Consider the following 12823-nt stretch of genomic DNA (forward strand, 5'->3'; position numbering starts at 1 on the left):
TGCATGTCAGTTATCCAAACAGGTCGGGCCGAGCAGCACCTTCAGATCGCCGAACAGTGACGGGCTCGGGTTGACGCGCAGGTGCACCGGCAGGCCCATGACCTCCACCCGGGTGTCGCCCTGCAGGTGCAGGCGGACCTCCGAATTTCCGCGGTGGGTGCGCAGCACGTCGCCCAGCTCGGTGACCACGGCCTCGGTGGCCTTGTGCGTGGCCATGGTGATCACCACGGGCCCGTTCTGGCTGTCGCTGAGGTCCGGCACGGAGAGTTCCATGCAGTTCAAGGTGACGGCGCCGTCGTCGCGCCGCTGCAGCCGGCCCTTGACCACCACGATCAGGTCCTCCGCGAGCACCGAGGCGATGGGGCCGTAGACCTGGCCGAAGAACATGACCTCCATGGAACCGGCGAGGTCCTCGATTTCGGCCCGGGCGTAGGCGTTGCCGCTGGCCTTGGCGATCCGCCGGCTGAGCGAGGTGATCATACCGGCGATGGTCACGATCGAGCCGTCCGGCGGGCCGTCTTCGGCGATGATCGAGGTGATCGACCGGTCGGCGTGCTGGCTCAGGAGCCCTTCAAGTCCTTGCAGCGGGTGGTCGGAGACGTAGAGGCCGAGCATGTCGCGCTCGAACGCCAGTTTGTCCTTCTTCTCCCATTCCGGCAGGTCCGGGATCTCGGTGCTGAGCGACGCCTCGGGCTCCTGGTCCTCAAAGCCGGCGAAGAGGTCGAACTGGCCGATCGCCTCGTTGCGCTTGAGGGTGATGACGGAGTCGATCGCTTCTTCATGGATCATGGCCAGGGCCCGCCGGGGGTGGCCGAGCGAGTCGAAGGCGCCGGCCTTGATCAGGGATTCGATGGTGCGCTTGTTGCAGACCACTGCCGGGACCTTCAGGAGGTAGTCCTTGAAGGAGGTGTAGGCGCCTTCTTTTTCGCGCGCCGCCACCATGGCTTCGACGGCGTTCACGCCGACGTTGCGGATGGCGCCCATGCCGAAGCGGATGTCGGTGCCCACCGGGGTGAAGTTGAGGGCTGACTCGTTGACGTCGGGCGGCAGGACAGTGATGCCCATGCGCCGGCATTCGTTGAGGTAGATCGCCGACTTGTCCTTGTCGTCGCCCACTGAGGTCAGCAGGGCCGCCATGTACTCCGGCGCGTAGTGCGCCTTCAGGTACGCGGTCCAGTAGGAGATCACGCCGTAGGCGGCCGAGTGCGCCTTGTTGAAGGCGTAGTCGGAGAACGGCAGCAGGATGTCCCAGAGGGTCTTGACCGCGGCCATGGAATAGCCGTTGTCCTGCATGCCCTGGGAGAAGCCGGCGAACTGCTTGTCCAGCTCGGATTTCTTCTTCTTGCCCATGGCGCGGCGCAGGATATCGGCCTGGCCCAGGGTATAGCCGGCGAGCTTCTGCGCCACGGCCATGACCTGCTCCTGGTACACGATCAGCCCGTAGGTCCCGCCGAGGATCTCGGACAGCGGTTCCTCGAGCTCCGGGTGGATCGGTATGACTTCCTGGATCTTGTTCTTGCGCAGCGCGTAGTCGGTGTGCGCGTTGGCGCCCATGGGTCCGGGCCGGTAGAGGGCCAGCACGGCGGAGATGTCCTCGAAGTTGTCAGGCTTCATCAGCTTGAGCAAGGACCGCATGGGACCGCCGTCGAGCTGGAAGACGCCCAGTGTGTCTCCGCGGGCAAGCAGTTCGTAGGACGCCGTGTCATCCAACTCGAGCGTTTCGAGGTCGAGCTCGATGCCGCGGTTCATTTTGATGTTTTCCAGGGCATCGGAAATGATCGTCAGGTTTCGCAGCCCGAGGAAGTCCATCTTGATCAGGCCGAGGCCTTCGGACGTCGGGTAGTCGAACTGGGTGATGACCTGGCCGTCCTGGAAACGGCGCATGATCGGGATCACGTCGATGATGGGGTCCGAGGACATGATGACGCCGGCGGCGTGCACGCCCCATTGCCGCTTCAGGCCCTCGATGCCCAGCGCCGTCTCGAAGACCTTGGCGGCCTCCGGGTCGGTGCTGATGAGCTGGCGGAAGTCGCCGGCCTCGCTGTAGCGCTTGGAGTCCTTGTTCTGGATGTCGGCCAGCGGGATGTCCTTGGCCATCACGGCCGGCGGGAGCGCCTTGGTCAGCGTCTCGCCCATGCTGAACGGGTAGCCCAGCACGCGCGAGGAGTCTTTGAGGGCCTGCTTGGTCTTGATGGTGCCGTAGGTGACGATCATCGCCACGCGCTCGTCGCCGTATTTGCGCGTGACGTAGTCGATCACTTCGGAACGTCGCCGGTCATCGAAGTCGACGTCGAAGTCAGGCATGGAGACGCGGTCCGGGTTGAGGAAGCGCTCGAAGATCAGGCCGTGGTGCAGCGGGTCCAGGTCGGTGATGCGCATCGCGTAGGCCACCATGGAGCCAGCGCCGGAGCCGCGCCCGGGACCGACCCGGATGCCGTTGTTCTTGGCCCAGTTGATGAAGTCGGCGACGACGAGGAAGTAGCCCGGGAAGCCCATCGAGGTGATGACTTCGAGCTCATAGTCGGCCTGCTTGCGGACCTTGTCCGGGATGCCCTGGGGATAGCGGTAGCGGAGTCCCTTGTCGACCTCCTTGACCAGCCACGACGTTTCGTCCTCCCCCTCCGGGCAGGGGAACCGGGGCATGTAGTTGGCGCCGGTGTTGAAGGAAACTTCGCAGCGTTCGGCGATCAGGAGCGTGTTGTCGCACGCCTCGGGGTGGTCGCGGAACAGTTCGCGCATTTCCTGCGGTGACTTCAGGTAGTAGCCACTGCCGGAGAAGGCGAAGCGCGAGCCGCCGTTGTCGTAGGTCGGCTCCAGGAGGGTGGAACCGGACTGGATGGCCAGCAGGGCCTCATGCGCCTTGGCGTCATGCTCGTGCGTGTAGTGCAGGTCGTTGGTGGCCACCAGCGGCAGGTTCAGGTCCTTGGCCAGGCGCAGGAGGTCACCTGTGACGCGCCGCTCGATGTCCAGGCCGTGGTCCATGAGCTCACAGAAGTAGTTCTCCGCCCCGAAGATGTCGCGGAACTCCGCCGCGGCCTCCAGGGCTTCGCGGTACTGGCCGAGCCGCAGCCGGGTCTGGACCTCGCCGGACGGGCAGCCGGTGGTGGCGATGAGCCCTTCCGAGTAGGTGTTCAGCAGCTCACGGTCCAGCCGGGGCCATTTGCCGAAGACCGAGTCCAGCGAGGCGATCGAGGAGGCCCGGAAAAGGTTCCGCATGCCCACGTTGTTGTAGCTGAGCAGGGTCATGTGCGTGTACGAGCCGCCGCCGGAAATGTCGTCCTTGCGCTGGTGCTCCTCGCCCCAGCGCACACGGGTCTTGTCCGTGCGGGCGGTCCCGGGAGTCACATAGGCTTCGACGCCGATGATGGGTCTGATGCCCTGGTCTGTTGCGCGCTTCCAGAAGTCGAAGGCGCCGAACAGGTAGCCGTGGTCCGTCGTGGCGAGGGCCGGCATGCCGAGCCGTTCGGTTTCGTCGAACAGCTCACCGAGCCGGGCGGCACCGTCCAGCATCGAGTACTCGGTGTGGTTGTGGAGATGGACAAACGAGTCGTTGCTGGAAGTCACCGCACCATTCTAGTGCCGTGCCACGACGGCGGCGTGCAGCCACGGCGGTGGGCACCGAACGGCGGCAACGGGCGGCCCGGCAGAACCCCGTGGATTCAGACCGCCCGTGCCGTGCGGCTCAGGCGTTTCCGGACTCCAGGACCGTCAGCGCGTACTGCAGGTCCTGCGGGTACCCGCTGGCGACGGTAACCCGCTCCCCTGTCCGCGGGTGGTCGAAGGACAGTTCCCGGGCGTGCAGCCACTGCCGGGTGAGGCCGAGGGTGGCGGCCAGCCTCGGGTCCGCGCCGTAGGTGAGGTCACCGGCGCAGGGGTGGCGCAGGGCCGAGAAATGCACGCGGATCTGGTGGGTGCGGCCCGTTTCGAGGTGCACCTCCACGAGTGAGGCCTTCCCGAAAGCTTCCAGGACCTCATAGTGCGTCACCGAATCACGGCCGTCCTCGGTCACGGCAAACCGCCAGTCATGGCCCGGGTGCCGGCCGATGGGCGCGTCGATGGTGCCCGCCAGCGGATCGGGAAGGCCCTGGACGACGGCGTGGTAGACCTTGTCCACGGTGCGCTCCTTGAAGGCGCGCTTGAGCACGGTGTAGGCATTTTCGGTCTTGGCCACCACCATGACGCCGGAAGTGCCGACATCGAGCCGATGGACGATGCCCGCGCGCTCCGGGGCGCCCGACGTCGAAATCCGGTAGCCGAGCCCGGCGAGGCCACCCACCACCGTGGGTCCCACCCAGCCGGGCGAAGGGTGGGCGGCGACACCGACCGGTTTGTCGATGACTACAAATTCGTCATCGTCCAGCAGGATCAACAGGTCGTCCACTACTTCCTCCACGATTTCCAGGGGGTCCCTGCGGTCCGGCACCACGACCTCAAGCACGGTGCCCAGGGTGAGTTTGAGGGACTTTCCGACCTTCCCTGCGTTGCTGGTGACGTTGCCTTCGGCGATCAGGACTGCGGCCTGCGAGCGGGAGATGTCCATCAGCCGGGCCAGTCCGGCGTCCACACGGGAACCGGCGAGGTTCTCCGTGACGGTGAAGCGGTGGTGCCCGGCGGGTGCGGTGCCGGCTTCGGCGGCCATATCGGCCGCCATATCAGCGGCGTTTCCTGAGGCAGTGTCAGACATCGTTGGCCACCGTATCCTTCGTATGGCGCGAGCCGTCCAGGGAGATTCCGCGGAGCGTGAGCAGGCAAATGATCACGACGGCGGAGACGACGGCGGAGTCGGCGATGTTGAAGATCGCGAAGTTTGGCAGCTGGATGAAGTCCACCACATGGCCCATCGCGAAGGACGGCTCGCGGAACAGCCGGTCCGTCAGGTTGCCGAGTGCGCCGCCGAGCAGCAGCCCCAGCGCCAGGGCCCACCAGAGCGAACCGAGCTTGCGCAGCTGCAGCAGGATCGCGACAGACACGGCCGCCATGATGATCGTGAACACCCAGGTGACGTTCTCGCCGATCGAGAACGCCGCCCCCGAGTTGCGGATGTAGAACCAGTGCAGCAGCGGGGGAAGCACGGGGATCCGCTCACCCTCGGTCATGGTGGTCGTGACCCAGAGCTTGGTGAGCTGGTCGAACACGTAGGCGAAGACCGCGAAGGCAGCGAACAGGACAAACAGCTTTGCCCGCCGCGGCCGGGCGCGCACGGGCTGTGCCGCCTCGACAGGCTGCATGGCGTCTGGTGATGGTGCGTCAGTCATAGGGCTTTCGATCGGGAGCCAGTGCGGGGACCGGGTTCAGGTACCGGAAAGCGCCGGGCACCTGGGCCGGTGCCGGCACGTTGCGGGAAAAGGGAAAAGCCGGCGGCCGAGGAATCCTCAGCCACCGGCTTTCAGAATACTTGCTTTTTGCCCTAGCTGGCTTCGCCAACCTCGGGGGCCGCGACGGAGCCGCGGGCGTCCAGGTCGCGGAGCTGGCCTTCGATGTAGGCCTTCAGGCGTGAGCGGTAGTCGCGCTCGAAGCCGCGAAGCTGCTCGACCTTGCGTTCCAGGACGGAGCGCTGCTGCTCGAGGGCACCGAGGATCTTGCGGGACTTTTCCTGCGCATCGTTGACGAGGCTGCTGGCCTCGATCTGAGCTTCAGCGATGATTTTGTCCCGCTGCTGCTCGCCGTCGGCGACGTGCTTGTCGTGCATCTGCTGCGCCATGGCGAGCAGGCCGGCGGCGGACTCCGACGCCGGGGTGGCGGCGCTGCGCGCCGGCTCGACAACCTGGGCGGCCTTGGCGGCCTGCTCGGCTTCCTTCTTCTTAGCGGCTTCTGCGGCCGCCTTTGCCTTGGCCTCGGCCTCGGCCTTGGCGGTGTCTTCCTTCTCGGCCTTGACGGGTGCCGGGACCTTTTCCACCACGGGTGCGGCGGCTGCGGAGCTGGCAGGCGTGCCGACGCCGGATTCGGCGAGCTTCTTGCGCAGCTCGTCGTTCTCCTGGTTCAGGCGCCGAAGTTCGACGACGATCTCGTCCAGGAAGTCGTCAACCTCGTCCTGGTCGTAGCCTTCGCGGAACTTGGTCGGCTGAAAGCGCTTGTTGACAACGTCTTCTGGCGTCAAAGCCATCTGGTCACCTCGTTGGTCTAGTTAGTCAGTAGGCCTTCCGGCCGTCAAACTACGGTACCTAAATATGGTCTGGTTCCTCTAATTCAACACCGCAGTGTCAAACCGGAGTTTACTTTCGGTTTGGGCCTGGGCCGGGCAGGTCGCTGCCCGGCTGCGGCTGCGGCCTATGCCGCGATCGGCTGGGCGTACACCAGGCCCTTGACGATCCACATCGCCACGCTCACGGCCACGAACAGCAGCAGGAAGCCTATGTCCAGCGACATTCCGCCCAACCGCAGCGGCGGGATGAGCCGGCGGAGCAGTTTGAGGGGCTTGTCCGTGACCGAATACACAGCATGAGCGGTCACGAGTGCCAAACCGCGCGGCCGCCAACTTCGGGCAAACATCTGCACCCAGTCGTAGACCAGACGGATGATCAATGCCACGAAAAAAAGCAACAGAACGATATAGACGAGCCCCAAAACAATTCCCATGAGCTAACTCATATCTCCATGTTCATTCCGGATACCGAAGTGTCCTAAGGAAAGTGTCACTTCTATTTCAACACGGATAATTCCGCACGGATGCCAGGCAGGTGTCCCCGCCTGGCATCAGTACCGAATATTCGGGCCTAGCTCTGGTTGAAGAAACTTGCCTGCGTCTCGCTGACCTTCTTGTCGTCGCCAATGACTTCGACGTACGACGGCGAGAGCAGGAAGACCTTGTTCGTCACCCGTTCGATGCTGCCGCGCAGGCCGAAAACAAGACCGGCGGAGAAGTCCACGAGGCGCTTGGCGTCAGCCTCGCCCATGTCGGTGACGTTCATGATGACGGGGATCCCGTCGCGGAAGCTTTCGCCGATGAGCTTGGCGTCGTTGTACGACCGCGGATGGATGGTCGTGATTTGCCGGAGTCCGGTGGTCTCTTCGCGGCTCGATGCCGCACGCTTGATGGGTGTCACAGGTGCGCGATATTCCTCTTCAGCGGCGTGGGGCTCTTCCCGGGGGACCTCGCGGACGGGCGCCGGAGCACGTCGTTCCTCGCGGTCCTGCTCCATGGATTCGTCCTCATCCTTGTGCGGTGTGGGGTGCTCAGACTCGTAGTGTTCGTCGCCGTCGGCGAGCCCAAGATAGATCATTGTCTTGCGCAGAGCGCCAGCCATGGTCGACTCCTAATCTTGTCCGTAAGCGGGCCGCTTAGTGACTAGACAGCCTTGGAATCCCCGCCATTACCTTCCAATATGTCGAACTTACCGCAGGGCCGGACGCGGACCGAGAATATCGGAGCCAATGCGCAGGTGTGTCGCCCCGAAGCGGACGGCCTCTTCGAGGTCCTGGCTCATGCCGGCGGATATTCCCGTGGCGTAGGGAAATTGTTCGGCCAGCCGCCCGGAAATGCCCGCCAGCTTTTCGAAGGCAGCCGCCGGGTCCGCCCCGAGCGGGGCCACGGCCATGACGCCGGCGAGCCTCAGTCCGCCGGCACCGGCGACCTGTTCGGCCAGCGCGGGGACTTCGCCGGGCGCCGCGCCGCCGCGGTGGGCCGCTGCTGCGTCGCCGGCCTGCTCGGCCAGGCTGACCTGGATGAAACAGTCCAGGGGCGGGCGGCCGGTGCGGTCGGCTTCGACGGCCATCGCCTTGGCCAGGGCCGAGGCGACGGCTTCCCGGTCCACGGAGTGCACGGACGCGGCGTACTTCACCACGGATTTGGCCTTCTTGCTTTGGAGTTGACCGATGAAGTGCCAGCTCAGGCCAAGGTCCTGAAGCTGCGCCGCCTTTTCCGCGGCCTCCTGGTCCCGGTTCTCCCCGACGTCGGTGACCCCCAGCGACGCCAGCCGCCGGACGTCCAGCGCAGGATGGAACTTGGTGACGACGATCAGGCGCGGCGGCGCCGCCTGCCGGCCCGCGGCGGCCACGGCGGCGTCGATCCGGCGGCGGACGGCCGCGAGGTTCGCCTCCAGCTGGGCCAGACGGGGGCCTTCCAGCGCGTCCGTTCGGTTCTCATGGTTCTCCCCCGGCGCCGTGACGGGCTGGACGGCGTGTGCGTCCGGGCGCTGCGCCGGTTCAGTCATGGCCATACTCCCTTTTCCCGTCAGTCCCGTCAGTGCCGTCAGTCCCGTGGGTGCCGTCCGTCCACGCCAGCCCGGCGAAGCGGCCGGTGTGGCTGTTGCGGCGGTAGGAGAAGAGGGTGTCGTCCTCGAGGGTGCATCCCCCGGAGTATTCGATCGCGACGCCCGCAGCTTCCAGCTGGCTCCGCACTCCGGCCGGCAGGTCCAGACCAGGGCTGCCGGTCGAGGTGGTGCACCAGGTGGCAGGCACGGCCGCGGAAACGTCCGCGCGCAGGCTGCCGGGGACCTCATAGCAGCGCCCGCAGACCGAGGGGCCCACCCAGGCGCTGATGCGGTCCGCACCGAGCTCCCGGAGGCGGGCCACGGCGGCTGGCACCACCCCGGCGGCGACGCCTGGCCGTCCGGCGTGGACGACGCCCAGCACCGGCGCCCCGGCCGGATCCTCGCCGACCAGCACCACAGGCACGCAGTCGGCTACCAGGACGGCCAGCGGCTCAGTCAGGGAGACCATGGCATCGGCCGTGGGCGCGGCCGGACCTTCACCCGCGGAGTCCGCGGCCGTGGACCCAACGATGGTGGCGACGTCACTGCCGTGGACCTGGTTCATGTAACGGAAGGAGCGCCCGCCGAGCCCGGCGGCCGCTTCGAGCTCCGCGCGCCGGCGGCGCACCGCCACGGGGTCATCACCGACATGCAGTGCCAGGTTCCCGGCTCCGGCGTCGGTGAAGGCCACCCATACGCCCGGCCGGACTTCAGCCCGCCAGCAAAACAATCACACCACCGCCATCAACATGTCCGGAATACCTGCGTTCATACAATCCACCGTAACCCGCCGCAAAGCAGCATGGCACCGCCGGACGGCGGTGCCATGCAGGAGCGGAACTATTTACTTCAGGAAGTCCGGGACATCCAGGTCATCGGAGTGCCGGCCGGACAGGTCCGGCTCCACGACGGCCGGAAGGTCGACGTCGAAGCCCGAATCGGCCGGTACGGGAGAGGGACGCTGCTGGCCCCAGCCGCCGTAGCCGGAGGCGCCGACGGTGGCGTGCAGCGGCTGAACCGGGGCGGAGGCGGGTGCCTGCGCCGGGGCGGGGGCGGGGGACGCGGGACGCTGCGGCGCGGCCGGCAGGGACTGGTCCATGGACGGCGAGGTGGCCTTGACGTCGTCGAAGCCGGCGGCGATGACGGTGACGCGTGCCTCGTCGCCGAGGGCGTCGTCGATCACGGCGCCGAAGATGATGTTGGCCTCCGGGTGGGCGACTTCCTGGACCAGGCGGGCTGCCTCGTTGATTTCGAAGAGGCCAAGGTCCGAGCCGCCCTGGATGGACAGCAGCACGCCGTGCGCGCCGTCGATCGATGCTTCCAGCAGCGGGGAGGCGATGGCCAGCTCCGCGGCCTTCACGGCGCGGTCTTCGCCGCGGGCAGAACCGATGCCCATCAGCGCGGAACCGGCACCCTGCATGACGGACTTGACGTCGGCGAAGTCGAGGTTGATCAGGCCGGGGGTGGTGATGAGGTCCGTGATGCCCTGGACACCGGAGAGCAGAACCTGGTCGGCGGAACGGAACGCGTCCAGGACGGAGACGTTGCGGTCGCTGATGGAGAGCAGGCGGTCGTTCGGGATCACGATCAGGGTGTCGACTTCATCGCGCAGGGCGTCGATGCCGGCCTCGGCGGAGCCGGCACGGCGGCGGCCTTCAAACGTGAAGGGGCGCGTCACGACGCCGATGGTCAGGGCGCCAAGGGACCGTGCGATCCGGGCGACGACGGGGGCGCCGCCGGTTCCGGTTCCGCCGCCTTCGCCGGCGGTGACGAAGACCATGTCTGCGCCCCGGATGACCTCTTCGATTTCATCGGCGTGGTCCTCCGCGGCCTGCCGGCCAACTTCAGGGTTCGCGCCAGCACCGAGTCCACGGGTCAGCTCACGCCCGACGTCGAGCTTGACGTCGGCATCGCTCATCAACAATGCCTGGGCATCGGTGTTGATGGCGATGAATTCGACGCCGCGAAGACCGACCTCGATCATGCGGTTGACTGCGTTCACGCCACCGCCGCCGATGCCGACGACCTTGATGACGGCCAAGTAATTCTGCGGAGCTGCCACGTTACGTGTCCCTTGTTCGTGTACTAATGCGAAAACTGATCGAGTCCTGCTTGAAGCTTTGAACCTTAACCTTCGACTTGAAGGTTATAGTTATGTCAAGTAACTCATGTCTGTGACGGTATTTCCTATGCAGGGGACATTCAATAACCGGCGCCGCGTGTCGCGCGATTACCGGGCAAATAGCCCCTGTAAGTAGTCCCGCGGGCAGCTGGACGTCCGCTGGACATCCGTGACGCGGCGGATCCGATTGCCGGCTACCGCGTGACTGGGTGCCGGGGCACGCTGACATCGTAGACCTTCACCGGGTTTTTGGCGTCGGCCGGGACCTTCAGGAGGGCAGAAAGGACCCGTGCCTTCAGCTCCTTCTCCCCCGCGTTGCCCCAGACGATTGTCTGCCCGTCGACGAGTTTGAGTTCGACGGCGTCGGCCGACGCGGCAGAGGCGTTGGAGAGCCGCGCCAGCACATCCGCCGGCAGGGCCCCCAGCACTGCCGTGATGGCCTGGAACAGGTCCTTCGGCAGCGTTCCGCTGCCGCCGTCGATCACCGGCAGCGATACCGAGGCCGCATCGGCGGTGGTGCTGAGCTGGACACCGTCGACGTCCACCAGCTGGAATGTCTTGCCCTGCTTGACCAGGGCCACGGGAATGCGCTCGGTGACGTGCACCTGCAAAGTGGCGGGCGGCAGCGCCTTCGCGGTGACGTCCTTGACCTGGACCAGCGGCTTGAGCAGGGCCGTGACCTCCTCCTCGCTGATCTGCGGCAGCGGCTTGCCCTGAAGGGGCGCGAGGGCGGCCTGGACCTGATCCGGGTGCAGCATCTTTGTACCCTCCACCGTGACCGTGCGCAGGGCCAGCACCGGCGAGTAGACGGCGGCCGCGACGATGCCCGCCATCAGCACGGCCACGATCCCGATGGTGCTCAGCAGGATCCGCCGGCGGCGCTTGCCCTTGGGCTCGGGGAAGGACAGCACCTTGCCGGGACCGTGGTCCGGGGTGCCCTGCGGGTTCTGCGGATTGCGGGACCGGCCGACGGCGGTGTCCGCGGCGGTGTCCGTGGCGGTCTTGGACGCAGAAATGACATCCGTGCCCGTACCGGCGGACGGCGGCCGGGAGCCGGTGCCGGATCCACTCGTGCCGGACCCGCCACGGTAGGTGGGGCGCCTGGTGCTAGGCACCGGCGGCCTCGGCTGTCAGGGCCTCGACAATCAGCGGCCCGTAGGCCGTGACGTCACCGGCGCCGGCGGTCAGCACGATGTCCCCGGGCCCGGCGGCCGCCAGCAGTGCCTGCACAGCCTCCCCGTCGGGTCCGACAAGGCGGCCGCCTGAGCCCAGGTGCTCGGCGATCAGCCCGCTGGTGACCCCTGGAATGGGATCCTCGCGGGCAGGATAGATGTCCAGGACCAGGGCCGTGTCCGCGGTGTTGAGCGCTTCGGCGAACTCGCGGGCAAATTCCCGTGTCCGGGAAAACAGGTGCGGCTGGAAGAGCACGTGCACCTTGTGCTCCCCGGCGACGGCCCTTGCCGCGGACAGGGCGGCGCGGACCTCCGTGGGATGGTGGGCATAGTCGTCGTAGACGCGGACGCCGCGGCCCTCCCCCTTGAACTCGAAACGGCGCGAGGCGCCGGAGAAGTGGGCCAATGCCGCCGCGGCGGTGCCGGGCGCGACGCCGAGTTCGATCGCCACGGCGAAGGCGGCGGCAGCGTTGAGTGCGTTGTGCCGGCCCGGAACCTGGAGTTCGACGCCGAACGTGCCCGCCGTCGTCGAGATCCCCATCCGGCCGGGTCCCGCGTCGTGCAGCCGGATGGCGGCGTCGTCGGCGATTCCGTAAAGCACCACGCGGGTGTTGCCGCGGGCCAGGGTGCGCTCGGCCAGTGCCCTGGCCCCGGGGTCGTCAGCGCACGCCACCAGGACGCCGTCCGCCGGGAGCAGGGCCGTGAAGCTGTCGAAGGAGGCATAGACGGCCTCGGCGGTGCCGTAGAAGTCCAGGTGGTCCGGCTCGACGTTGGTCACCACGGCGATCGTGGGGCGGTAGTTCAGGAAGGAGCCGTCCGACTCGTCGGCCTCGGCGACGAAGATGCCCGCCGTGCCGTGTGCCGCGTTGACTCCGAGCGCCGGGACGTTGGCGCCGATCGCGAAGGACGGGTCCAGTCCGGCGCCCTGCAGCAGCACCGTGATCATGGAGGTCGTGGTGGACTTGCCGTGCGTTCCGGCGACGGCCACCACCGTGTCATCCGCCATCGTGGCGGCCAGCGCCTCGGAGCGGTGCAGCACCGGGAGTCCGGCGGCACGGGCCGCTGCGAGCTCGGGGTTGTCGGGCCGGATCGCGGATCCGGCGACCACCGTCTGGGCGTCTCCCAGGTTGCCGGGAGCATAGCCGACGGCGATCCGCGCCCCGGCGGCCGCGAGGTCCGCCATGACGGGCAGCGACTTGGCGTCGGAGCCGCTCACCGGGATGCCGCGGGCCACCATGATGCGGGCAACGGCGGACATGCCGACGCCGCCGATGCCGATGAAGTGGACGCGGCCGAGGGATTCCAGGGCATGCGTGCCGTGTTGGGGCTGGGTCATTGCT

At 67.0% G+C, this 12823-nt stretch carries 11 protein-coding genes; all 11 read right to left on the bottom strand.

Translation table 11 applies throughout. The features are described from left to right. Positions 1 to 6: 6 nt before the first annotated feature. The gene (dnaE, locus tag AC1D1A_RS19500; protein WP_476850425.1) at positions 7 to 3564 is read right to left on the bottom strand and encodes a DNA polymerase III subunit alpha; all 3558 of its coding nucleotides are present in this window, start codon (positions 3562 to 3564) and stop codon (positions 7 to 9) included. A 118-nt stretch (positions 3565 to 3682) separates the two neighbouring features. Further along, entirely contained in the window at positions 3683 to 4651 is a 969-nt protein-coding gene (locus AC1D1A_RS19505; protein ID WP_476948498.1) for an RluA family pseudouridine synthase, read from the bottom strand. A 25-nt stretch (positions 4652 to 4676) separates the two neighbouring features. Then, entirely contained in the window at positions 4677 to 5255 is a 579-nt protein-coding gene (lspA, locus tag AC1D1A_RS19510; protein WP_223916639.1) for a signal peptidase II, read from the bottom strand. 152 nt (positions 5256 to 5407) lie between these two features. Then, entirely contained in the window at positions 5408 to 6103 is a 696-nt protein-coding gene (locus tag AC1D1A_RS19515; RefSeq protein ID WP_476948484.1) for a DivIVA domain-containing protein, read from the bottom strand. A 164-nt stretch (positions 6104 to 6267) separates the two neighbouring features. After that, positions 6268 to 6576 carry a YggT family protein gene (locus AC1D1A_RS19520; RefSeq protein WP_230008815.1) on the bottom strand — a complete coding sequence of 103 codons (309 nt, stop codon included), beginning with the start codon at positions 6574 to 6576 and terminating at the stop codon, positions 6268 to 6270. Positions 6577 to 6713: 137 nt separating this feature from the next. Then, positions 6714 to 7244: a cell division protein SepF gene (locus tag AC1D1A_RS19525; RefSeq protein ID WP_230008814.1), complete on the bottom strand. Its 531-nt coding sequence runs from the start codon at positions 7242 to 7244 to the stop codon at positions 6714 to 6716. A gap of 87 nt (positions 7245 to 7331) precedes the next feature. Then, positions 7332 to 8150, bottom strand: a complete 819-nt coding sequence (locus tag AC1D1A_RS19530) for a YggS family pyridoxal phosphate-dependent enzyme (RefSeq protein ID WP_476948485.1) — start codon at positions 8148 to 8150, stop codon at positions 7332 to 7334. After that, complete coding sequence (locus tag AC1D1A_RS19535) at positions 8143 to 8919, bottom strand: purine nucleoside phosphorylase YfiH/LACC1 family protein (RefSeq protein ID WP_476948486.1); 777 nt, start codon at positions 8917 to 8919, stop codon at positions 8143 to 8145. Before AC1D1A_RS19535 ends, AC1D1A_RS19530 begins: the two co-directional genes overlap by 8 nt. Before the next feature lie 114 nt (positions 8920 to 9033). Then, positions 9034 to 10251, bottom strand: coding sequence for a cell division protein FtsZ (ftsZ, locus tag AC1D1A_RS19540; RefSeq protein WP_476948487.1), 1218 nt, complete (start codon positions 10249 to 10251; stop codon positions 9034 to 9036). A 254-nt stretch (positions 10252 to 10505) separates the two neighbouring features. Beyond that, positions 10506 to 11426 carry a cell division protein FtsQ/DivIB gene (locus tag AC1D1A_RS19545; RefSeq protein ID WP_476948488.1) on the bottom strand — a complete coding sequence of 307 codons (921 nt, stop codon included), beginning with the start codon at positions 11424 to 11426 and terminating at the stop codon, positions 10506 to 10508. Further along, positions 11419 to 12819 carry a UDP-N-acetylmuramate--L-alanine ligase gene (gene murC, locus AC1D1A_RS19550; protein ID WP_476850421.1) on the bottom strand — a complete coding sequence of 467 codons (1401 nt, stop codon included), beginning with the start codon at positions 12817 to 12819 and terminating at the stop codon, positions 11419 to 11421. The genes AC1D1A_RS19545 and murC overlap by 8 nt, the downstream gene beginning before the upstream one ends. Positions 12820 to 12823 lie beyond the last annotated feature (4 nt).

The organism is Arthrobacter sp. P1_B9 (assembly GCF_056406495.1).